Source organism: Nocardia sp. CA-151230 (assembly GCF_050942175.1).
Classification (GTDB): domain Bacteria; phylum Actinomycetota; class Actinomycetes; order Mycobacteriales; family Mycobacteriaceae; genus Nocardia.
In genome coordinates, this window is record NZ_CP192061.1 from 803,247 (window position 1) to 824,196 (window position 20,950).

19 protein-coding genes are annotated in these 20,950 nt (G+C 68.8%); 5 read left to right on the plus strand and 14 right to left on the minus strand.

What is annotated here, in order from left to right; all coding sequences use genetic code 11:
* The first annotated feature begins 11 nt into the window (after positions 1 to 11).
* Positions 12 to 854: a helix-turn-helix transcriptional regulator gene (locus ACQP1O_RS03630; protein WP_433564486.1), complete on the plus strand. Its 843-nt coding sequence runs from the start codon at positions 12 to 14 to the stop codon at positions 852 to 854.
* A gap of 15 nt (positions 855 to 869) precedes the next feature.
* Here the strand turns inward: ACQP1O_RS03630 and ACQP1O_RS03635 are convergent, their stop codons facing one another.
* The 9 genes from ACQP1O_RS03635 to ACQP1O_RS03675 form a co-directional block, all read right to left on the minus strand.
* Complete coding sequence (locus ACQP1O_RS03635; RefSeq protein ID WP_433564487.1) at positions 870 to 1,859, minus strand: cation diffusion facilitator family transporter; 990 nt, start codon at positions 1,857 to 1,859, stop codon at positions 870 to 872.
* A gap of 110 nt (positions 1,860 to 1,969) precedes the next feature.
* Complete coding sequence (locus ACQP1O_RS03640; protein WP_433564488.1) at positions 1,970 to 2,146, minus strand: hypothetical protein; 177 nt, start codon at positions 2,144 to 2,146, stop codon at positions 1,970 to 1,972.
* Positions 2,147 to 2,511: 365 nt separating this feature from the next.
* Positions 2,512 to 3,168: a hypothetical protein gene (locus ACQP1O_RS03645; protein WP_433564489.1), complete on the minus strand. Its 657-nt coding sequence runs from the start codon at positions 3,166 to 3,168 to the stop codon at positions 2,512 to 2,514.
* A gap of 152 nt (positions 3,169 to 3,320) precedes the next feature.
* On the minus strand, positions 3,321 to 3,506 hold the full coding sequence (dmpI, locus tag ACQP1O_RS03650; RefSeq protein ID WP_036545806.1) for a 4-oxalocrotonate tautomerase DmpI: 186 nt from the start codon (positions 3,504 to 3,506) through the stop codon (positions 3,321 to 3,323).
* Between the two features lie 176 nt (positions 3,507 to 3,682).
* Entirely contained in the window at positions 3,683 to 4,567 is an 885-nt protein-coding gene (locus tag ACQP1O_RS03655) for a LysR substrate-binding domain-containing protein (protein WP_433564490.1), read from the minus strand.
* Between the two features lie 68 nt (positions 4,568 to 4,635).
* Positions 4,636 to 5,547, minus strand: a complete 912-nt coding sequence (locus ACQP1O_RS03660) for a dienelactone hydrolase family protein (RefSeq protein WP_433564491.1) — start codon at positions 5,545 to 5,547, stop codon at positions 4,636 to 4,638.
* Between the two features lie 93 nt (positions 5,548 to 5,640).
* Positions 5,641 to 7,131, minus strand: a complete 1,491-nt coding sequence (locus ACQP1O_RS03665) for a flavin-containing monooxygenase (RefSeq protein WP_433564492.1) — start codon at positions 7,129 to 7,131, stop codon at positions 5,641 to 5,643.
* Complete coding sequence (locus tag ACQP1O_RS03670) at positions 7,124 to 8,194, minus strand: FO synthase (RefSeq protein WP_433564493.1); 1,071 nt, start codon at positions 8,192 to 8,194, stop codon at positions 7,124 to 7,126. The genes ACQP1O_RS03665 and ACQP1O_RS03670 overlap by 8 nt, the downstream gene beginning before the upstream one ends.
* A gap of 69 nt (positions 8,195 to 8,263) precedes the next feature.
* A complete protein-coding gene (locus tag ACQP1O_RS03675) occupies positions 8,264 to 8,995 on the minus strand; it encodes a nuclear transport factor 2 family protein (protein WP_433564494.1) in 732 nt (243 codons plus the stop codon).
* 111 nt (positions 8,996 to 9,106) lie between these two features.
* Here ACQP1O_RS03675 and ACQP1O_RS03680 point away from each other — a divergent pair, with 111 nt between their 5' ends.
* A complete protein-coding gene (locus ACQP1O_RS03680) occupies positions 9,107 to 9,724 on the plus strand; it encodes a TetR/AcrR family transcriptional regulator (protein WP_433564495.1) in 618 nt (205 codons plus the stop codon).
* Between the two features lie 65 nt (positions 9,725 to 9,789).
* On the opposite strand, the gene ACQP1O_RS03685 is transcribed toward ACQP1O_RS03680, so the two are convergent.
* Positions 9,790 to 10,425 carry a DUF4097 family beta strand repeat-containing protein gene (locus tag ACQP1O_RS03685; RefSeq protein ID WP_433564496.1) on the minus strand — a complete coding sequence of 212 codons (636 nt, stop codon included), beginning with the start codon at positions 10,423 to 10,425 and terminating at the stop codon, positions 9,790 to 9,792.
* Positions 10,426 to 10,553: 128 nt separating this feature from the next.
* Between ACQP1O_RS03685 and ACQP1O_RS03690 the strand changes: the two genes are divergently transcribed.
* Complete coding sequence (locus ACQP1O_RS03690; RefSeq protein ID WP_433564497.1) at positions 10,554 to 13,730, plus strand: BTAD domain-containing putative transcriptional regulator; 3,177 nt, start codon at positions 10,554 to 10,556, stop codon at positions 13,728 to 13,730.
* Here the strand turns inward: ACQP1O_RS03690 and ACQP1O_RS03695 are convergent.
* The gene (locus tag ACQP1O_RS03695; protein WP_433564498.1) at positions 13,714 to 14,523 is read right to left on the minus strand and encodes an ABC transporter permease; all 810 of its coding nucleotides are present in this window, start codon (positions 14,521 to 14,523) and stop codon (positions 13,714 to 13,716) included. The genes ACQP1O_RS03690 and ACQP1O_RS03695 overlap by 17 nt on opposite strands.
* Positions 14,520 to 15,464, minus strand: coding sequence for an ATP-binding cassette domain-containing protein (locus ACQP1O_RS03700; protein ID WP_433564499.1), 945 nt, complete (start codon positions 15,462 to 15,464; stop codon positions 14,520 to 14,522). Before ACQP1O_RS03700 ends, ACQP1O_RS03695 begins: the two co-directional genes overlap by 4 nt.
* A gap of 257 nt (positions 15,465 to 15,721) precedes the next feature.
* On the opposite strand from ACQP1O_RS03700, the gene ACQP1O_RS03705 reads away from it, so the two are divergent.
* Positions 15,722 to 15,952, plus strand: coding sequence for a hypothetical protein (locus tag ACQP1O_RS03705; RefSeq protein WP_433564500.1), 231 nt, complete (start codon positions 15,722 to 15,724; stop codon positions 15,950 to 15,952).
* A 117-nt stretch (positions 15,953 to 16,069) separates the two neighbouring features.
* Positions 16,070 to 17,623 carry an acyl-CoA carboxylase subunit beta gene (locus ACQP1O_RS03710; RefSeq protein WP_433564501.1) on the plus strand — a complete coding sequence of 518 codons (1,554 nt, stop codon included), beginning with the start codon at positions 16,070 to 16,072 and terminating at the stop codon, positions 17,621 to 17,623.
* Between the two features lie 192 nt (positions 17,624 to 17,815).
* Here the strand turns inward: ACQP1O_RS03710 and ACQP1O_RS03715 are convergent, their stop codons facing one another.
* Both ACQP1O_RS03715 and ACQP1O_RS03720 read right to left on the minus strand, forming a co-directional pair.
* Complete coding sequence (locus ACQP1O_RS03715) at positions 17,816 to 18,991, minus strand: alkane 1-monooxygenase (RefSeq protein WP_433564502.1); 1,176 nt, start codon at positions 18,989 to 18,991, stop codon at positions 17,816 to 17,818.
* A 253-nt stretch (positions 18,992 to 19,244) separates the two neighbouring features.
* Positions 19,245 to 20,504: a lipase family protein gene (locus ACQP1O_RS03720; protein WP_433564503.1), complete on the minus strand. Its 1,260-nt coding sequence runs from the start codon at positions 20,502 to 20,504 to the stop codon at positions 19,245 to 19,247.
* Between the last annotated feature and the right edge of the window lie 446 nt (positions 20,505 to 20,950).

The following is a 20,950-nucleotide window of genomic DNA, read 5'->3' on the forward strand; positions in this document are numbered from 1 at the left end:
CGCTGGACCCCATGCAGAACGATCTCGGTGACTTCCTGCGCTCGCGCCGCTCCCGTATCCAGCCCGCGGACGCGGGGCTGCGCGAATACGGCCGCCGCCGGGTCCCCGGTCTGCGCCGCGAGGAGGTGGCGCAGCTGGCCGGGGTCAGCGTCGACTACTACATCCGCCTGGAACAGGGCCGCGGCAAACATGTTTCGGATGCCGTGCTCGACGCGGTCGCCCGCGCCCTGCGGCTGAGTGATCCGGAGCGACTGCACCTGTACGCGCTGGCCCGGCCGGGCGGCACCGTCGACGCGCATCCGACCACCGTGTCCAGCGTCTACAGCGACGCCGTCCACCCCGGTGTCCGGCTGGTGCTCGACGCCCTCACCGCGCCCGCCTTCGTGCTGGGGCGGCGCATGGATGTGCTGGCTTGGAATGCCCTGGGCGACTTGGTATCCGGCTTCTCCCGCATACCCGCCGCGGAGCGGAACCAGGCGCGCTACCTGTTCCTGGATCCCGCCGCGTCCACCTTCTATCCCGACTGGGAGACGGTGGCCGGCGAGACCGTCGCGTTCCTGCGGCGCGATGCGGGACTGCATCCCGACGATCCGCGGGTGGCGGCGCTGGTCGGGGAACTCTCCGCCCGCAGCGCGGTCTTCCGGCGGCTGTGGGCCGCGCATCCGATCAAGGAGAAGACGCGCGGCGCCAAGCTGATTCAGCATGCCGAGGTGGGGCGGCTGGACCTCGGCTACGAAACCCTCGCGCTGCCGGGCGATCCCGATCAGCTGCTGGTCGTGTACACCGCGGCGCCGGAGTCACCGGCCGCGGCGGCGCTGGCCCGGCTCGCCGGGCTGCACTCCGTTCACGCCTGAACCAGCAGTCGACTCTCAGTTCGTGGCAATGGATTTGCGGTGCACCGGGCCGTGCGCGTCCTGGCAGTGCGGGACGTGGTCGTGCTCGGTGTCCGGGCATTCCTCGTGGTCGGTGTAGTCGACCTGGAGCACGCTGTGATCGATGTGGTGCTTGTCGGAGAGCATGCCGGCGACCGCGGCGCGCACCGCCTGGCTGTCGGTGCCCGGCCCGACCAGGATGTGCGCCGACAGTGACGGGGTACCGGAGGTGATCTCCCAGATGTGCAGGTCGTGCACCTCGATGACGCAGTCCACCTCGGCCATCTCCCGGCCGATCTCGATCGGGTCGAGGTAGGCGGGCGCGGCCTCGAGGAAGATGCGGCCCGAGGCGCGGACCAGGCTGACGCCGGCCTTCACCATGAGCACCACCACGATCAGGGTGGCGATGCCGTCGGCGCGGGCGAAGCCGGTGAGCATGATGATCAGACCGGCGACCGCGGTGGCGATGAAGGCGAACAGGTCGTTGAGGATGTGCTGATAGGCGCCCTCGACATTGAGACTGGTCCGGTTGGCGCGGCTGATCATCCAACCGGCCAGCACGTTCACCACGATGCCGACCAGCGCGGTGGCCAGCACCAGGCCACCGGTCACCTCGGGCGGGTTGATCAGGCGGCGGATGGCCTCGTAGGTGAGCCAGGCCGCCAGGCCCAGCAGGGTCAGGCCATTGGCCTGGGCGGAGAGGATCTCGGCGCGCTTCCAGCCGTAGGTCATGCGGCCCGCGGCGGGCCGGGCCGCCAGCCGGATGGCCCACAGCGCCAGCACGATCGAGGCCGCGTCGGTGAGCATGTGGGCGGCGTCGGAGAGCAGTGCGAGCGAGCTGGCGACCAGGCCGACCACGACCTCACCGAGCAGGAACGCCACGATGACCGCGAGCGCGCCGGCCAGCCAGCGCTTGTCGCTGTCGGCGGTCGCGCCGTGTGAATGTCCGGCGTGGTCATGCCCGTGTGAATGCTCGTGCCCGCCCATAACCCTCCTTCGGTAGTGCCCGACGAACACCATATGCATGAATCGCTATGTATGCAATGTTTGTGACACGTCCGATTCGGGTGGTTTGCCCGGAGAAAGCTCCGGCCTCGTCATGAGAGGTCGCGGAACGTCATGAGGAACCCGGCGAACGCGATCACGAACAAAGCGACGAACCCGGCCGCCCGCAGCCCCGGCCAGGGCCAGTCCCGGACCCACAGCCCGGTGAGCATGACCCCGACCAGCATCAGCGCCCCATAGAACGGCGTCCGCTGCGGATGACGACCCATGACTCCTGCATACGCCTGTTCCGGGGATCGGGCACTCGCGGCACGCCGGGCCCGCGTGGGATCAGTTCCCCTATTACCGCACCGCGGGCGCCCCACATCGCTGGTGGTCGCGCACGCACATCGAGACCACGACACAGCTGGAGTCGGTGGCCGACGCGCTGACGATTCGCCGGCGGACGCACCGTGCAAAGCCGACAGCGCCCCGTCCGATCGTCGAAAAGCCTAGAATCACAAGGGTGGACGCAATCCTGACAACCATCGGTGTGGTCGTGGTGATCGGCATCTCCGGCGCGGCCTACGCCGCGTTTCTGCTGCTACGCGGACGTAAATAGCTCGGGGGCAACGGGTTCCGCGTTGCCGCCTGCTCAGTTCTGGACCCGCGGCCAGGGGTAGAAGGCCAGGTGGATGAGTAGCACCACGAGTGCGGCCAGCAGGATGCCGGCGACCGGGTGGGCGCGGCGCTCCAGGTAGCCGATGGTGCGAAACAGGGTGGGGAACGGGACATCCCGGCTGAAGAACATGGCCAGAATGCTGGGCACGATGACCCACATCAGGGCGATCAGTCCGTAGAGGACGTACGCGCCCAGGTACGACTGCGCGTGCATACCCCGGTCGGCGGCGGCGAACAGGACGCCGAAGACGAAGGTGCCCGCCGCGGCCAGCAGGTACCCCGCGCCCAGCAGGGTGATCGGCGAATACGGGTTGGTGACACGGCCGTTCACGGTGAGGGTGCGCCCGGCGACCATCTGCGGGGTGGGCTCGGGCGCGGTGGCCAGTTGTGGGACAGCGTAATACGCCAGCAGCACGATCACCGACACGACGATGAGCCGCACGAACGAGTGCTGAGTCTCCAGATGCCCGATGGTGTTCGAGATGGTCGGCCAACTCGCCAGTCCGAAGACCGACGCCAGCTCCGAGGTGGCGATCGCCAGTCCCGCGAGGCCCCACATGCAATAGCCCCAGAATTCCACCGAGCGCCCCGCCGCTGTCGGTACGGCCGCGCTGCCGACATCCTCCGTCATACTGCCGTTGTATCACTGGAACGGGGGCCTACCTGGGACCATGCGCAGTCGATGCCGGGTTGTCACGGGTCCGACATCTAACGGTACCGGCGGGTCGGTTCGGGTGCGTCACAGCTGGTTTCGGCTCCCCCGGCGACCCGCCGGTGTACCGACTACTTGCCGTCGGCCGTCAGTCGACCGGCCGTGCCCCAGCTGTCGGCGGGCGTCTCGTGGATCCACACCTGTACGGCCTCGGCCGGAATCTGATAGGCGTCCACGAAGGCGTCGGTGATACGGCGGACCAGGTCCCGCTTCAGCTCGACGGTGCGCGGGCCCTGCTGCACGGTGACGATGGGCATGACTGTTCTCCTTCGCGAAAACTGCTGGGATACCGGCCATCTCGGAAACTGGGGTTCCGATCTCCGATCCGTTCGGCGGCCTGGGAACAGTTCACCGGAAATCCATGCCTCGACCAATGAGCAGGTCGTGCGCGCAGCGATAAGCGAGCCTTATCGCCTGTGCGCCCGCGAGATCCCTACGCGCCCGCGAGCAGAGCGCCCAGCAGGCGCAGATTCGGCGAGGCCGCATCCGCCCGCACCGCCAGCGCGATGGGCAGGGTCAGGCCCGCATCGGCGAAGGGGCGGAAGGCGACCCGGGCATTGTGCACCTGCCGCGCATTCGATTCGTAGACCACCGTCCACATGGGCGAGCCCGCGCCGATGGCGGCCAGGGTGTCCTGCAGGGTGGTGGAGGTGGGCGCGGGCACCGGCTCGAATCCGGCGCGCACACATGCGTTCAGCACCAGATCCACCAGCGCCGGATGGTTGCGCCGTTCGGTCAGCCGCAGCGGCACCGTGGCCAGGTCCGCCAGCCGGACCGAATCCTGGGTTGCCAGTGCATGTTTGGCGGGCAGGGCCGCTACCAGCGGATCGTCCCAGGCGGGCAGGAAGTCCAGTTCCGGGCTCTCACCGGGTTCCGGCGAGCGTACGAAGGCGGCGTCCAGACCGCCGTCCGCCACCCGGGCCAGCCGATCCCGCACCGGCAGTGCCACCAGCTCGACCTGTACCTGCGGCGCCTGCTCGGCGAAGGCATCCAGGACCGCGTCCAGGCGCTCGCCCAGTCCGGTCACCGTGCCCAGCCGGAACACCTCCGCGCGGCCGCCCGCCAGACCGGCCACGCTGGCCCGGGCCTGGTCGGCCGCGGCCAGCACACCCCGCGCCGCGGGCAGGAAGCGCAACCCGGCCTCGGTCAGCCGCACCCGCCGCGGCGACCGGTCCAGCAATTGCACGCCCAGGTCCCGTTCCAGCCGGCGCACCTGCTGGCTCACCGCGGGCTGCGCGATGTGCAGGCGCTCGGCCGCTCGCCCGAAGTGCAACTCCTCGGCGACGGTCACGAAGTACCGCAACTGACGCAATTCCACGAGCCCATGGAACCATCAGCGCCCGCCCGGGCCGTAGCGAGGCGGCCGGGTCGGCGTGACCGGCGGGGTCAGGCCAGGTAGCGGCCGTACCAGTCGAGCACCCGGCGCCAGGCCTCGGCGGCGGCGGTGGGCTGGTAACGGGGGCCGGTGTCGTTGAAGAAGGCGTGGTCGGCATTGTCGGCCACGAAGCTCTCGTGCGGGAGCCCCGCCTTGTCCAGGGCCGCCTCGGCGGCCGAGCGGGAGGCGTCGACCCGGCTGTCCAGCGCGCCGTAGACGGCCAGTACCGCGGCCTTGGATCCGGTGACCTCGCCGCCGTCGGGGAACGGGCCGTAGAAGGGGGTGGCGGCCGCGAGTTCGGGGGTGCCCGAGGTGAGCAGCAGCCAGGTCAGGCCGCCACCGAAGCAGAAACCGGTGGCGCCCAGCTTCTTTCCGGGCACGCGGCGCTGCAGCTCGGCCAGGCCCGCGCGCAGATCGGCGACGAATCGGTCCTGGGGGATCTTGCCGAGCGCGGCGGTGGCGGCCGCCTGATCGGTGAAGGTGGCGGTGCCGCCCTCCTCGGAGAGCAGATCCACCGCGAGCGCCGAATACCCGACACCCGCGAAACGCCCTGTCACCGAACGGATGTGGTCGGTCAGGCCGCGGTTCTCGTGGATGACGAGCACGCCGCCCATGGGCTGGGACGCCTCGGCCCACGCGGCCTGCAGGGTGCGGCCCTCGGGTCCGGCGAAGGTGATGGCGGTGGGCTGCAGGGCCGTCGCGGTGCCGGGCGGTGCGGCCGGCGGGGTCGCGGACGAGCTCGTGGCGGCGGTCGTGGGGGAGGACTGCTTACCCGAGTCGGCGCAGGCCGCCAGCAGCGCGACGGCCGCCGGTGTCCCCATGCCGAGCAGCCCCAGCCGCCGTAGCGCTTCCCGTCGGCTGAGCAGGCCCTCCGCGTGATCGGTGGCGATTTCCTCTGCGATATAGCGCTGCAGCGGCGTCATGCCCTCAGCCTAGGCCGCCGGACCGGTTCGGTCTCGGCCGAAACGCTGTGGATCTGCCGTCTGCCGAGATGGCCGACGCGTGAGCGGCCGGGGTCAGCGATAGGCGGAAATGTCGAAGGCGCCGTTGCTCTGGCGGAACGAGACTGCTGAGTCCGGCCAGAGCAGTGTGACGCGACCGGTCTGTTCGTCGCGGTACCAGCTCGTGCAGCGGCCCTGGGTCCACACCGTGTCGCGGGCGCGCTCCTCGATATCGAGCATGGAGGAGCGGACCGCCTCGGGCGTGACCTCCAGGACGGTGTCCGCGCTGGAGGCGAGATGGTCGAGCGCGCTGAGCACGTAGTCGATCTGGGTCTCGATCACGTAGATCGCGGAGTTGTGGCCCAGCGCCGCGTTCGGCCCGTCCAGCACATACATATTGGGGAAGCCGTCCACGGTGGTCGACGCGTGCGCGACCATGCCGTTGCTCCAGCGCTCGGACAGCAGCGAGGTGCGGCCCCGGATGTGCTTGGCGATCGACGGCCGGGTGGCGTTGAAACCGGTGGCGAAGACCAGGATCTCGAGATCGTGGGTGTGCCCGCTCGCGGCGATGGCCAGGCCGTCGTCGATGCGGGTCAGCTCGGTCGGTTCCAGGTGGACGGTGTCCCGCTGCAGGGCCGCGTAGTAGTCGTCGGAGAAAAGGATTCGCTTGCAGCCGATTTCGTAGTCGGGCGTCAGCCGCTGCCGCAGGCGTGGATCGCGGACCTGGGCCGCCAGATGGTCCGTGGCGCGCTGGTGCAGCAGATCGATCTCCGGGTGGCGGCGGCGCCGGGCGGCGATGCTGAGCTCGGCCTCGGCGAACAGCTCGTCGCGTAGGTCGGTGATGGTCCGTGGATCGGCGGCGAAGCTCGACAGCTCGTCGGGGGTGTAGAAGCGATCCCCGCGCGGCAGCACATAGGGCGCCGAACGCTGGAAGACCACGACCTCGCTGGCCTCGCCCGCGAGCCGCGGCAGGATCTGGACCGCGGACGCGCCGGTGCCCACCAGGCCGACCCGCTTGCCGACCAGGGATACCTTCGGATTCCAGCGTGCCGAATGCCAGTGGCGGCCACCGAAATTCTCCAGGTTCGCGATCGGCGGGATCTTGGGTTCGGTCAGCCGTCCGGTGGCGATGATCAGGGTGGCGGCCGAGAAGTCGCCGCGGGAGGTCCGGACGAACCAGCGCGCCTCGGCCTCGACCCACTCCGCCTGTTCCAGCGCGCAATTCAGCCGCAGATACGGTTCCAGCTCCTCCTGCTGGACGCACGACCGCAGGTAGGCGTGGATCTCCGCGCCCTCGGCGAAAACTCGCGACCATCGCGGATTCGGCCGGAACGAAAAGGAATACAGGTGGGCGGGGATATCGCAGGCCACGCCCGGATAGCGATTGTCGCGCCAGGTGCCGCCCACATCGTCGGCCTGCTCGATGATGACGAAGGAGTCCCGGCCCCGGCGGGCGAGCTGAATACCCATGCCGATACCGGCGAAACCCGCGCCGACGATCAGGACGTCGACCCGTTCGGGGCTCGAATGTCCTTCGGCGGTGGCCGGATCCGTGCTTTCAGGCATGGCCGTACCCGGTGGTGCGGCGGCGCAGCGAGCGGCCCAGCTCCGCGGCGATCCGATCGACATCGGTGACGGTGAGGCTGAGCCCGGCCTCCGGACCGGACTCCGGCGCGAGCCGGCCGTCGAGCAGCAGGCCGCCGAGATCGTTCGCGCCGCCGCGCAGCAGCTCGACCGCCACCGCCAGCCCCAGCCGGGGCCATGCGGCCTGAATATTGTCGATGCGCCCGTGCAGGAGCAGCCGCGCGACGGCGTGCACCGCCCGCGTCTGCCGCCGGAGCGCTTCGGGCACAACGGGATCGAGGAAGCCGGACGCCGCGGTCACGGGAACCATGGGCATGGCGATGAATTCGGTGAAGCCACCGGTGCGGTCCTGGATATCGGCGAGCAGCCGCAGGTGGGCCACCTGCTGCGCGGGGGTCTCCACATGCCCGTAGACCATGGTCGAGGTGGAGGTCAGGCCCGCGCGGTGGGCGGTCTCGATCACCTCCGTCCAGCGGCTCACGGGCAGGTCCGGGCTGCCCTTCAAGCGGGCGCGGACATCGTCGTCGAGGATGCGCGCACCGGTGCCGGGAACCGATCCGAGGCCGGAATCCTTGGCCCGCGCCAGAAAGTCGTCCAAGGGCATCGCGCGGCGTGCGGCGCCGTCGAGCAGTTCCTCCGGGCGGAAGGCGTGCAGGTGCAGGGGCGCGGTCTCGGTGATGGCGGCGATCAGCGCCAGATAGTCGTCATCGCTGTCGGCGGGCAGCGGGCCCTGCATGCAGATCTCGGTGGCGCCCAGCGCGTGCGCCTCGGACACCAGCGCGGCCAGTCGCTCCCGCGCCGCGGAGCCGGAGACCACTGCGGTATCCAGATTCCGATTCACGACATAGGTGAGGCCGTCGCCGACCGTCCGCTGCCGGAGCGCATCGGCCAGCTCGCACAACCGCTCCAGCTCGGAGCCGTCCGCGTGCAGCAGCGCGATGTATCCCGCGTCCGGCAGGCCCGCCGGATTCCGCTCCGCTTCCGCGAGCCACTCCCGCACCCGGCCCGCATCGGACAAGCCAACCTCGGCGACACCACGATCCACGATCGCCACGATACCGCCGCGCCTGCGGGCGTCCCGGCCCGCTCGGTGCTGCGAACACCCGGCCCCGATTCAGGCGGGCCGGAGCCGTCCGAGCAGGGCCGGGAGTTTGGTGGCGGCGAGCAGGGCGCGGAAGGCCCGGCTGTCGTCGCGGGGCAGGATGCCGGCGCGCTGGGTGACATCGAAAGCGTCGTAGAGGGTTTCGCCCTCCGCCATGAGGCCGGCGGCAGTGAAGTGGTAGCGGTCGACCGCCGGGCACTGGATGAAGCGGCCGTCGCCGTGCAGGGCGGGGGCGGTGCGGTCGTAGGGGTACAGGCGCAGCGGGCCGCGCCAGTGGCCGCTGCCGAGGTAGCGGATGACGGTGCGCACGGTGCCCTCGGGGGTGACGTCGATGTAGGCCTGCCCGGGGATCGGGTCGTAGCGCCAATCGGGGATGGCGTCGAAGAAGGCGAAGTTGTAGGTGACGAAGTCGTCGATGCCGACGATGGTGCGGCCGAAGGTCGTGACATCGGTATAGCGCACGTCGGAGGCGTAGAGCTCGTGGTTGTGGCTCATGTCCCGAGTGAGGAAGCTCCACCAGTACTTCTTGGCCCACACCAGCAGCCAGGACAGGTCGAGGCCGAGCTTGCCGTAGAACTCCAGCTTGCGCTCGAACTCGCCGAACCACGCCTGGGTGCCGGCTCGGAGTTCGGATTCGGGCACCACTCGGATCGGAACCGCCCGATTGGCTTGCAGCACATCGGGAACCGGGCCCGAGAGCCGATTGCGGCGCAGGGCTTGCCGGAACTCTTCCTCGTCGAACACGACGCACCTCTCCGTGAACTGGAATCATGTGATTCTTGTTGAATCGTATGATTCAAGTTCAAGGACGGGCTGTCAACGGTTTCCCGGAACCCCTGATGCGACGATGAGGCCATGAACGCACCCAAGCTGTGGCGAGGACAGACCCTGCGGGACCGGTCCGTCGACCGTCGCGAGCAGCTGCTGGAGGTCGCGTTCGAACTGCTGGGCACGGCCGGGGCGGCGGCGGTCACCATGCGCGCGGTCACCCGGCTGGCCAATCTGAGCCCCCGCTATTTCTACGAAAGCTTCGACAGCCGTGAGCAATTGGTGACCACCGTGTACGACCGTGTCGACGACGAGCTGCGGTCCAGGATGCGAAACCTGCCCGCTGACGCCGGGCCGGCCGCGACGGTGCGCGCGGCCCTGGAGATCTGCGCCGACTACTTCGAGCAGGACCCGCGCCGTGCCCGCGTCCTGCTGCGCGAACCGCTCGCCGACGACGCGCTGCGCCGCCATTCCGCCCAGCGCGCATCGGCTTTCGTCCGCGCCCTCGCCGCCGCGCTCGGCCCGGAAACCCAGGCCCTGCTGCCTGCCGACGAGCAGGCCCTCGCGCTCACCACCACCGCCCTGAGCGGCGCGCTGGTGGCGCTCTATCTGGATTGGATCGACGGCCGCCTCGAAGTCTCCCGCGACGGCCTCGCCGACACCGCCACGGAAGTCACGCTGGCCCTGGTCGATCGCGATCGCTGACGGTTCCACTGCTCCAGGGCTGCCGGGTGGGCGGCCCTGAAGCAGGGTGTCGACAACCATGCTCGTCAGGCGGCGGTGGTGTGCCCGATGGTGATGTTGCCGTAGGAGTTCCGGGCGTGGACCTCGACGATGTCCTGCGGCCGGCTGACGGGGTACAGCTGGTTCTGGATGGTGCCCTTCTGTGCGTTGGTTTCCATGCGGGCGGCGCTGCCCGGGTGGATGCCGACCGACAGGTCGCCGGTGGAGGTCTCCACGTCGATCACGCCGCGGGCGGCCTCGACGATGCGGATGTCGCCCTTCGCGACCTTCGCGGTGACCGAGCCGAGCGGCCGCTCGACGGTGATGTCACCGGCGGAGACCTCCAGCTCGCATTCGCCGAGCGGGCCCGCGCCCAGCAGGTTGCCCATGCCGAGCGAGCCGGTCAGGCGGGAGCCGGCGGGCACCTCGATGGTGACCTCGACCGACCCGCGGCCCGCGAGCGGGGAGAACTTCCGCCAGCCCTTGGGGGCCTGCACGGTCAGGGTGCCCGCGGCGAACTCGGCGCGGATCTGCTCGGCGGCGCGCACATCCTCCTTCTTGGACGCGTCGGCCGGGCGGATCTCGACGACGGTGTCGGTGCGGTTCGAGGCGATGACGGTGACGTTTCCGGCGGCCACCTCGACGGCGACGGTGATGGCTTCGGGGGTCTGGAACGCGGTCATGGTGTTTCTCCTTCGAGGGTCTGTGCTGCTGATGTGACTACTTTCGCGAGCCCGGCTGACAGCGGCCTGACGCCGGACTGACACGTCCGCTGACACGTGTTCGGCCCGGCTGGACAGCGCACGGCAGAATGGTCCAGGTGCAGATCGGAATGCTTGGGCCGCTCGAAATCCGAGCAGACGACGGCGGATTGCTGGAGGTACCGGGCGCCCGGTTGCGGTCGCTGCTGATCGCGCTCGCGCTGGAACCCGGCCGGGCGGTCTCGAAAGGGCGGCTGGTCGACTGGATTTGGGGCGAGGAGCCACCGTCCGATGCGGCGAATGCCTTGCAGGCCTTGGTTTCCCGATTGCGGCGGGTTCTGCCGGACGGGTCGATCGACGTGCAGGCGGGCGGCTACCGGCTGACGGTGGCGCCCGGCGACATCGACGCCGTGCGGTTCGAACAGCTTCTCGACCAGGCCCGCGGCGGCGATGACGTCCACCAGGCCGAACTGCTGCGCGAGGCCCTCGCACTGTGGCGCGGCGCGCCCATGCGGGATATCGGTGCACAGGACGGCGCGGCCCTCGACGCGGTGATCGCCCGGCTCGAGGGACTGCACCTCGGTGCGCTCGAGGATCGGTACGACGCGGAACTCCGGCTCGGCCGGGGCGCGGAACTGGTCACCGAACTGAATGATCTGGTGGCCCAGCACCCGGTGCGCGAACGGCTCGCCGCGTCGCTGATGCGCGCGCTCGCCGCCGCGGGCCGGGGCGCCGAGGCGCTGGTCGTGTACCAGCGAGTCCGGGAGGCCCTCGCCGACGAGCTGGGTGTGAATCCCGCGCCGGAGTTGTCCGCCCTGCACGTCGCCTTGCTGCGCGGGGAGGTGGGCGGTCGGGAGGACGACCGCCGGACCAACCTGCGCGCCGAGCTGACCCGATACGTCGGCAAGCAGGCCGACGTCGCCGCGGTGAGCGCCCTCGTCGCCCGCCATCGGCTCACCACGGTGACCGGACCGGGCGGTTCGGGAAAGACCAGGCTGGCCACGGAGACCGGGCAGGCCCTGCTCGACGGGCTGCCGGACGGCGCGTGGCTGGTGGAGCTGTCCTCCTCTAGCGCGGGCGGTGACCTCGCACAGGCGGCACTGGCCGCGCTCGGGCTGCGGGACGCGCTGCTGGGCGGCGGGTCGAGTGCGGAACCCATGGACCGTTTGATCGCGGCCATCCGGGAGCGCGACATGCTGCTGATCCTGGACAACTGCGAGCACGTGATCGAGTCCTCGGCGGCGTTCGCCCACCGTCTGCTCGGGGAGTGCCAGCGGTTGCGCATTCTCGCCACCAGCCGCGAACCGCTCGGCATCACCGGTGAAGCGCTCTGGCAGGTCGAGCCTTTGGCGCTGCCCGCCGCGGACGCGGACCCCGGCGCGATCGAATCCTCCCCGGCCGTCCAGCTTTTGCGCGACCGCGCCGGCGCGGTGCGCCAGGACCTCGGCGCCGATGCCCGCACCCTGGCGACCATGGCCCGCGTGTGCCGTGCGCTCGACGGGATCCCGCTGGCGATCGAACTGGCCGCGGCCCGCCTGCGCACCATGTCCCTGGAACAACTCGCCACCCGTCTCGACGATCGGTTCCGGCTGCTGACCGGGGGCAGCCGGACCGCGCAACCGCAGCACCGGACCCTGCGGGCGGTCGTGGACTGGAGTTGGGAACTGCTCAGTGAGGCCGAACAGGCTGTGCTGCGGCGGCTTTCGGTGTTCGCCGGCGGCGCGAGCCTCGAGGCGGCCGAACGGGTCTGCGCCGGCGGCGAATCCGAGGGGCAGCCTGCGGTCGAACAGTGGGAGGTGCTCGAACTGCTGACCGCGCTGACCGAGAAATCGCTGCTGCTCACCGCGGGCGACGACGGGCCGCGCTACCGGATGCTCGAGACGATCAAGCAGTACGCCCGCGACCGGCTCGCGGAGGCGGGGGAGGCGGACGCGGCGCGGCGCGCGCATCTGGCGTACTTCACCGGACTGGCCGCGACCGCGGAACCGCATCTGCGCCGGGCCGAACAGCTGGAATGGCTCGCCGTCCTCGAACCCGAGCACGACAATATCGCGGCCGCCATGCGCGGCGCGCTCGCCGCGGAGGACGCGACCGCGGCCATGGGGCTGGCCGCGGCCGCCGGCTGGTACTGGTGGCTCAGCGGGCACAAGGCCGAGGGCATGGAGCTGGTCACCGCGGCCGCCCGGACGCCCGGCGAAGCCGACGACGAGACCCGGGCCACGGTGTACGGGCTCGTCGTGCATTTCATGACCTCCGGCCCGAATGACGAACACCACGTGGAGGAATGGATCCACCAGGCCTACCGGGCCGGCGGCGATCGGACCGGCGCCGGCCGGACCGGTCATCCGACGCTGGCGTTCGTGGTCGCGCTGGAACGCATGCTGCAGGGGCCGGATCAGTTCCTGCCCGCCTTCGAGGCGCTGCTCGACGACGACGATCCGTGGGTGCGCGCGCTGGCCCGGCTGCAACTGGGCAAGTTGCGGACCGTGCTCGGCCAGGGCGGGCCGGAGGCCGACGAACAGCTGGAGCTGGCGCTGGCGGAGTTCCGGGCCGTCGGTGAGCGCTGGGGGATCTCGTTCGCGCTGACCGAGCTGGCCGACAGCCTCGCCCTGCGCGGCGAATTCGCCAGTGCGTGTGAGTATCTCGAGCAGGCGATCGCGGTGGTCGCGGAGGTCGGCGCGATCGAGGACCTGGTCCGGATGCGGTCACGGCAGGCGCAGCTGTACTGGCTGCTGGGCGAGGCGGCGGCGAGCGCGGCCGCCATGGCCGAGGCCCAGCGGTACGCGGATCAGACCGGCTGGCCGATCGCACTGGCCGAAATGGCCCTGGCCCGAGCGGAATTGGCGCGCTGGAGCGCGGATCCCGAAGAGGCGCACCGGCAGATCGGCCTCGCGACGACCCTGCTGGCGGGGGAATCGGAGCAGCCGTTCATGAGTGCGGTGATCCACGATCTGCTCGGCTATCTGGCGGACGGTCTCGACGAGGCCCGGGACCATCGGGCCGTGGCCTTCCGGGTGGCGTCGGCGGCGGGGCACGCGCCCCTGCTGGCCAAGGTGCTGGTCGGTCTCGCGGATCTGGCGCTGCGGGCGGAGCAGGACGAGCAGGCGGTGCGGCTGCTCGCGGCCAGTACCGCGGTGCGTGGCGTATCCGATCATTCCCACCCGGATGCGGCCCGGATCGAGCGGACAACGCGAAGTCGCCTCGGTGACGTGAAGTTCACCGAGGCGACGGGGGAGGGAGCGCGGGCGGTCTGGCATGAACTGGCCGAGATCACGCTCGCTTCGTGAAAGTGGCACGGGACCACAGATATCCGACGATCGCGAACCCGGCGCACCAGGCGAGCGCCGCGGCGGTGTAGCCGCCCGACGGGTGCCCGGTGAGGAACCCGCGCAGGGACTCGATGATCGGGGTGAAGGGCTGGTACTGCGCGAACTGCCGCACGCCCTGGCCCATCTGGTCGGCCGGGACGATCGCGCTGCTCACGAAGGGCAGCATGATCAGCGGCACCACGGACATGCCCGCGGACTCCGGGGTCTTGGCGGCCATGCCCAGCGCGACGGTCAGCCAGGACGCGCCGAACGAGGTGGCCAGGACGATGCCGAGCGCGCCCAGCCAGTCCAGCGCGGTGGCCGGCGGCCGGAAGCCCAGGGCGAACGCCACTCCCAGCACGGCCGCGATGGCGACCACATTGGTGAGCATGGTGGCCACCACGTGCCCGGTCAGCACGGCGCCGCGGGAAACGTCCATGACCTTGAAGCGGTTGATGACGCCCTTGGCCATGTCCGAGCTCACCGCGACCGCGGTGCCGGAGAGCCCGTAGCTGATGGCCAGCAGGATCATGCCCGGTGTCGCGTAGTTGATGTAGTGCTCGCCGACATTGAAGGCGCTGCCGAACACGTAGACGAAGATCAGCAGCATCACCACCGGCATCAGCGCGGCGTTGAAGATCGCGACCGGGTTCCGGGCGATGTGTTTGAAGTTGCGGCGCAACATGATCGCCGAGTCGCCCAGCGACGCTGCCAGGGCGCCGGCCGCGACGGTGCGGTTCGGGGTGCTGTCGGTGGAAACGATGGTGCTCATTGTGCGTCGGCCTCCGTGGTGGCATGCCCGGTCAGGGCAAGGAAAACGTCATCGAGATCAGGGGTGTGGATGGAGATCTCCGCGGCCTCGACCGAGTGATCGGCCAGCCGATCCAGCAGGGCCCGAAGGGTTTTGGTGCCGCCGTTGCCGGGCACCTGCAGGGTCAGCGCCTCGCGGTCCATGGTCGCGGCGGGCAGGATCCGCGCGGCTGCTTCCAGTTCGGTGAGGTGGGTGAACCGCAGCTGGAGGTAGCTGCCGGGGACGCGGCGCTTGAGGTCGTCCGGGGTGCCTTCGGCGACGATGCGACCCCCGTCGAGGACCGCGATCCGGTCGGCCAGCTGGTCGGCCTCCTCGAGGTACTGGGTGGTGAGGAAGATGGTCACGCCGTCGGAGGTCAACTCCCGCACGATCTCCCACATGGTGCGCCGGCTGCGCGGGTCCAGTCCGGTGGTCGGCTCGTCGAGGAAGACGATGTCCGGCTTGGTGACCAGCGTCATCGCCAGGTCCAGCTTGCGGCGCATGCCGCCGGAGTAGGTGGCCGCCTGCTTACGCGCGGATTCGGTGAGGTCGAAGCGCTCCAGCAGTGTGTCGACCACCTGCTTGCGGGCCGCGCCTCGCAGCCGGTGCAGATCGGCCATCAGCTGGAGGTTCTCTTCGCCGGTCAGCAGGTCGTCCACCGCGGCGAACTGACCGGTCACCCCGATGGCCGCCCGCACCGCCTTGGTCTCGGTGGCGATGTCGTGCCCGGCGACCCGGGCCGTCCCGCCGTCCGCCTTCAGCAGTGTGGTCAGCACGTTCACCGTCGTGGTCTTGCCCGCGCCGTTCGGCCCGAGCAACGAGAAGATCGTTCCCGCACCGATGTTCAGATCAATGCCGTCGAGGATCGTCTTGTCCCCGTAAGCCTTCCGCAGCCCCGAGGCCGCGATTGCTGTGCTGTTCATGTGGACTACTGTCGCGACCCGGCCTGATACCGGCCTGACACCGACCTGATACGCCCTCTGACACGGTGTTCTGCCTGTTCACGAGGGGTGGGCGAGGATTGTCGGCCGCCGGACGGAGCCGGCAGGGCGTCGGCCGGATGGCTCTTGCTTCACCTACCTCGACCCCATCATCGGCGACCCCAACTGTTGGGGCTGTCGGTGGTGGCGGCCCGGGTCGATACTTGCTCCCGCCGAGATCGAGAAAGATGGAGCCGCAGATGAATTCGAAGAAGACCTTCGCCGCGTTCGCCGTGTTCGCGGCGCTCCTCGCACCCGCTGCCGGGCTGGCCGCCTCCGCCCGGGCTGACGCGCCGGCGTCGACTCAGGTCCAGCCCGTGGACACCACCGCCACCGGCTCGTCCAGCGGGTCCTACTCCGCAGCCAACCATCTGGTCTGCATCCTCTTCCACACCAGCCTCGATGGCTCCGTGGGCATCCCGTTCTGCTGACGGCCGCCGGCCGGGACTGTGATTCATCACGTTTATCTGCTTCAGTGACCCGTACTGCCTCGGCAGCGCTTACCGTGCGCGGGGCACAACGGTTTGTTTGGGAAGGTGGCAACAAGCGTGATCGGTACGCGGGCGAAGCTCGATGAACTGGCCAAGATCCTGGAGATGGCCGCGGAACCGGCGGGTGAGGCCGGCATCGCCAAGCGGGCGTCGAAAGGCATTCCGAGCGTTCGGCAGCGGGTGGAGATGCTGCTCGACCGCGGGACGTTCATCGAGACCGGCGCGCTGGCTCGCCAGCCCGGTCAACTGGACGCGCTCTACGGTGACGGGCTGGTCACCGGTCGCGGGCTGATCGGGGGGCGTCCGGTGGTGGTGATCTCCCACGATCAGACCGTGTACGGCGGGTCGGTCGGGGTCACGTCCGCCCAGAAGTTCATGCGGGCACTGAAATTCGCGTTCGACAACGCGTGCCCGGTGGTGACGATCAACGATTCGGGCGGCGCGCGGATCCAGGACGCGGTGGGTTCGATCGCTTCGTTCGGTGATATCTCCCGGGTGCTGGAGAAGCTGTCCGGCTATGTGCCGCAGGTGTCGATCATTCTCGGCAAGTGCGCCGCGGGCTCGGTGTACGGGCCGATCAATACCGATGTGCTCATCGGCACCAAGGACTCGTACATGTTCGTCACCGGGCCGGAGGTGATCAAGGCCGTCAACGGTGAGGACGTCACCGCCGAAGAGCTCGGCGGCGCGAAGGTACAGGCCGAACGCGGCACCCTGCATCACGTGGCCGAGACCGAGCAGGAAGCCTACGAGTGGGCCCGCAACTACCTGAGCTTCATGCCGACGAGCTGCCTCGAGCAGCCGCCGATCGTGAATCCCGGCCTGGAGCCGGAGATCACGGCCAGTGATCGGGAGCTCGACACGATCATCCCGGACTCCGATCGTGCCGGTTACGACATGCACGAGATCCTGCTGCGCCTCTTCGACGATGGCGAGTTCCACGAGATTCGCGCCGCGTTCGCGCCGAACCTGATCACCGGCTTCGCCCGCGTCGACGGCTATCCGGTCGGCGTGATCGCGAATCAGCCACTGGTGCTGGGCGGTTCGATCGACGCCGCCTGCTCGGACAAGTCGACGTACTTCATCCGGCTCTGCGACGCCTTCAACATCCCGCTCGTGTTCGTCGCCGACACTCCCGGCGTGCTGCCGGGCCTCGCGGAGGAGGCCAACGGCGTCATCATCCGCGGCGGCCGTGTCCCGCGCGCCATCATCGAGGCGACGGTGCCGATCATCAACCTGGTGGTGCGCAAGTCCTATGGCGGCGCATACGGCATGATGGCCGCCCGGCAGGTCGGCGCGGACGTCAGTTTCGCCTGGCCCACAGCCCGTATCGCGGTGATCGGCGCCGAAAGCGCGGTCGACCTCCTCGGTAAGCGCCAACTGGCCGCGATGCCGGAGGAACATCGCGCCGCAGCCCGCGAATTCATGATCAACCAGTACAACGAGACGGTCGCCACCCCCTGGGTCGCCGCCGAACGCGGCTATATCGACGCCGTCATCGAACCGTCCCGCACCCGCCTGGAAATCCGCCAGGCCCTCCACCTGCTCCGCGACAAGAAGCCGGTCAAGCCGGAGTTCAACCCCCGCAAGCACCCGGTGTACCCGATGTGACCTACCTCCGCGAAAACCGGTGCGGGACAACAGCCGGATGGCCCTGAGCCATCCGGCCCAGCGCCCCCGTCGTCGCCTGTCGTCACGTGCGGGGTGACGGATTCCGAGGGCTCGGACGGATCGAAATCGTGTCCGAGCCGGTCAGGAAGATCAGCTGGTTCTGCGTACTACAGGTGGAGAGTCGGCCATCGATCAGCTCCTGTCGTTCGTCGATATTCGATGCAGGCGAATGGGTCCCACGAAGCGGCGCCTGGGTGCTGTTTTGGTGTTCACGAGCGAGAGGTCGCCGTCGTAATGGGCCAGGACACGGTGGTCCATGACGGCGCGCCAGAGCGGTGGAACGGCGGCGAGCACGATCATGGTGGCGTAGCCGGCCGGGAGCTGTGGTGCCTGTTGTGAGCTCCGCAAGGTTTGGTAGCGGCGACCGGGATTGGCGTGATGGTCGCTGTGGCGCTGTAGGTGGAACAGGAATAGGTTCGTGACCAGGCGGTCGCTGTTCCAGCTGTCGCGCGGGGAGCACCGTGCGTAGTTGCCGTTGGCGCGGCGCGGGCGCAGCAGTCCGTAGTGCTCGATGTAATTGACCGTTTCCAGCAGCCCGGCACCCAGCACCGCCTGCAGCATCAGAAACGGAATTATCCCGAGGCCGAAGACCAGGATCAGGGTGCCCCACAACGCGACAGTCATCGACCAGGCCTGCAACAGCTGGTTGTGCCAGCTGAACCAGTGTCTGCCCTTGCGGGACAGGCGTTCTCGCTCCAGAGCCAGTGCCGAGCGGAAGCCGCCGACCGCGCTGCGCGGCAGGAACTCCCACAGCGACTCGCCGAATCGGGCGCTGGCCGGATCCTCGGGCGTCGCCACACGCACATGATGACCCCGATTGTGTTCGACGAAGAAATGACCGTAACCCGACTGTGCCAGAGCGACCTTCGCCAGCCAGCGTTCCAGTTGTTCGGACCGATGCCCGAGCTCGTGGGCGGCATTGATACCGATGCCGGACACGAACCCGAGCGTCACGGCCAAACCGAGCTTGTCGGCTACGCTCAGCTCGGAGCTTGCCCAGAGATAGCCCGCAATAAGCAGACCGATGAACTGCAGCGGCAGAAAGAGATACGTACACCACCGATAGAACCGGTCTTCGGATAGTGCGTCGTAGTCCTCGTCGCGTGGGTTGCTCCCGTCATCCCCCACGGACAGATCCAGCAGTGGTATCAGCACCAGCACGAAAACTGGACCGATCCACCAGAATATTGGTAGCCCCGTGCGGGCTACCAATTGTGAGGGAAGTACAGCGCACGAAGGAGCGATCAACCCCAGAATCCAGAGGTATCTCTTGGGGTCTCGGGCCTTCGAATCCTGGAAAATCGACATAGGCGCCTCTTTGATCCAACACGGCACTCGGTCACGAGTGCGGACGGCCGAAATCGTTTGGCTCAAACCCGTCGATTCAGATTAGACGGTTTTCTGTGTTGCGCTAGATGAACTGCCAAAAATGGTGACTGACCGGGCAATTCGCCCCATGCCCGGTCACGAAACATCGAGTTCTATACATGATGCCCGGCAGTCGGGGTCGGTGCGAGGACCGATCCCGGCTGCCGGGCATCATGGGCCGAACGTCGGAGGGTCAGGGCAGGGCGCCGCAGTTGGTCGGAGCGGGCCAGCCGGCGAACCGATCGGTCAGCCACTGCTGCGAGTCCGCCAGCGACGGAAAGAACGCCAGCACATGGGTGCCCACCAGACCCCACATGGTCGGAATCTGCGCGTTCGGATCCAGTTCGACGGGTACGCCGCCACCGCACCAACTGGCCGCCATCTCCCGCACCGGCACGTAGGGCGCACCCTCATCGTTCATGGCCGAGGCGGTGAGGACCGGCACCGACGGGGTGAGCGTGCCGATGCGCTGTTCGTCGAAGGCCGATTTCAGCTCGGGGTTGCGATCGATGACCGCGGTGAGCGGTTCGCCGCTGGTGGTCCATTCGGAGGTGCGTGGATGGTCCTGAGCCAGGCCGATCGGGACCGCGCATTTGCCCAGAGCTTCGTGCAGGATCGCTTTACCGGTGTCATTGAGCTCGGCGTCGAGTATCGGGCGAGTCTCCGGGTAGTCGGCGGCGATGCCATTGAGAATCCAGGCGAAAGCCGGTGCGATGGAGGACCGTCCGTCGTTGTATCCGATGAAGTATTCGTCATCGACCACCGGACCGCCCACATAGGCGCCGCGTACATTCAGTTCGGGAGCGTAGCTCGACTGCAGTTCGGCCGCGCCCGCGGAGGCCATGCCGCCCTGCGAGTATCCGTAGAGAGCCACCGGAGCAGCGGGGTTGAGGCCGGTGCCGGGCAATTGCAGTGCGGCGCGCGCCGCATCCAGCAGTGCGTAGGCCTGTGCCTTGCGGTTGAGGTAATCGTGCACGTCGGGCGTGCCGAGGCCGTGGTAGTCGGTCACCACCACCGCCATTCCTCGGGCGAGCAGCGAAGACAGCGCCAGCAGGTCGTATTCGAAGATGATGTCCGCCGGGGGCTGGTATTGCACGACCTGCGTCATCAGTTTCGACGGCGCACATTGATTGCCCTGGCCCTTGGTGCCGCCCGCGTACGCGATCAGCGGGCGCTCGCCTGGGCCGGTCCACGGCACGCTCGGCTGCAGGTACGTGCCGACGACCGCCGTCGGCGCATCGTGGGTGTCGCTGCTGACGTACATCATTCGCGTCGCGGCGGCCGGAACGATGCCGGGCATTCCGGGCGCGGAGAGGGCCACCTGTGCCGGTTCGGCGCGCACGATGGCTCCCGGTGTGGGTGGTAGCGGCGGCGGCAGGTAGAAATCGTCGCCCGCCGCGACGGGATTCGCGCTGGCGAGCAGCACCGAGTTCGCGGCGCCTCCGCCGGCCATGATGAGGGTTCCTGTCAAAGCTACGGCCAATCCAAGCAGTCGCCTCCGCACTTTTTCGGTCCTTCCTGCGATTGTGAGGGGCCCAGGGCATCTCGAATCGGATGTTGAGGCTATACGCAGGGTTAACGGTTTTTTGTGAATCAGCGGAAGAAACGCCGAACTTGCGTCGGCCCACCACGACTCGACCGCGTGTCGTTACGGGATTGGTTGTCGTGTCGGTATTGCCAATTCAGGGATGTCCGTGAACGATCTGTGCGCCGTGGAATGATCTGTGCGCCGTGCGTGATTGGGAATCCGCGGGTTACGCAGGCGCGAGGGCACGTTATCGGGTGGTCGGCGTCGGGCAGGCGAGCATGTGAATCCCGGTCTCGGGGATGACTCTTGGCTGATCAATGGCAAAACGCACGTTTTGGCATGTAGCTGAAAGTTTGCCGATATAGTCGCAT

Excerpts from the sequence above, each read along its gene's own strand:
- ACQP1O_RS03665 (WP_433564492.1), bottom strand. The coding sequence starts at position 7,131 with ATGCCTGAAAGCACGGATCCGGCCACCGCCGAAGGACATTCGAGCCCC.
- ACQP1O_RS03640 (WP_433564488.1), bottom strand. The coding sequence starts at position 2,146 with ATGGGTCGTCATCCGCAGCGGACGCCGTTCTATGGGGCGCTGATGCTG.
- ACQP1O_RS03715 (WP_433564502.1), bottom strand. The coding sequence starts at position 18,991 with ATGTCGATTTTCCAGGATTCGAAGGCCCGAGACCCCAAGAGATACCTC.
- ACQP1O_RS03685 (WP_433564496.1), bottom strand. The coding sequence starts at position 10,425 with ATGACCGCGTTCCAGACCCCCGAAGCCATCACCGTCGCCGTCGAGGTG.
- ACQP1O_RS03695 (WP_433564498.1), bottom strand. The coding sequence starts at position 14,523 with ATGAGCACCATCGTTTCCACCGACAGCACCCCGAACCGCACCGTCGCG.
- ACQP1O_RS03690 (WP_433564497.1), top strand. The coding sequence starts at position 10,554 with ATGGTCCAGGTGCAGATCGGAATGCTTGGGCCGCTCGAAATCCGAGCA.
- ACQP1O_RS03705 (WP_433564500.1), top strand. The coding sequence starts at position 15,722 with ATGAATTCGAAGAAGACCTTCGCCGCGTTCGCCGTGTTCGCGGCGCTC.
- ACQP1O_RS03645 (WP_433564489.1), bottom strand. The coding sequence starts at position 3,168 with ATGACGGAGGATGTCGGCAGCGCGGCCGTACCGACAGCGGCGGGGCGC.
- dmpI (WP_036545806.1), bottom strand. The coding sequence starts at position 3,506 with ATGCCCATCGTCACCGTGCAGCAGGGCCCGCGCACCGTCGAGCTGAAG.
- ACQP1O_RS03635 (WP_433564487.1), bottom strand. The coding sequence starts at position 1,859 with ATGGGCGGGCACGAGCATTCACACGGGCATGACCACGCCGGACATTCA.
- ACQP1O_RS03700 (WP_433564499.1), bottom strand. The coding sequence starts at position 15,464 with ATGAACAGCACAGCAATCGCGGCCTCGGGGCTGCGGAAGGCTTACGGG.
- ACQP1O_RS03720 (WP_433564503.1), bottom strand. The coding sequence starts at position 20,504 with ATGGCCGGCGGAGGCGCCGCGAACTCGGTGCTGCTCGCCAGCGCGAAT.
- ACQP1O_RS03660 (WP_433564491.1), bottom strand. The coding sequence starts at position 5,547 with ATGACGCCGCTGCAGCGCTATATCGCAGAGGAAATCGCCACCGATCAC.
- ACQP1O_RS03680 (WP_433564495.1), top strand. The coding sequence starts at position 9,107 with ATGAACGCACCCAAGCTGTGGCGAGGACAGACCCTGCGGGACCGGTCC.
- ACQP1O_RS03630 (WP_433564486.1), top strand. The coding sequence starts at position 12 with ATGCAGAACGATCTCGGTGACTTCCTGCGCTCGCGCCGCTCCCGTATC.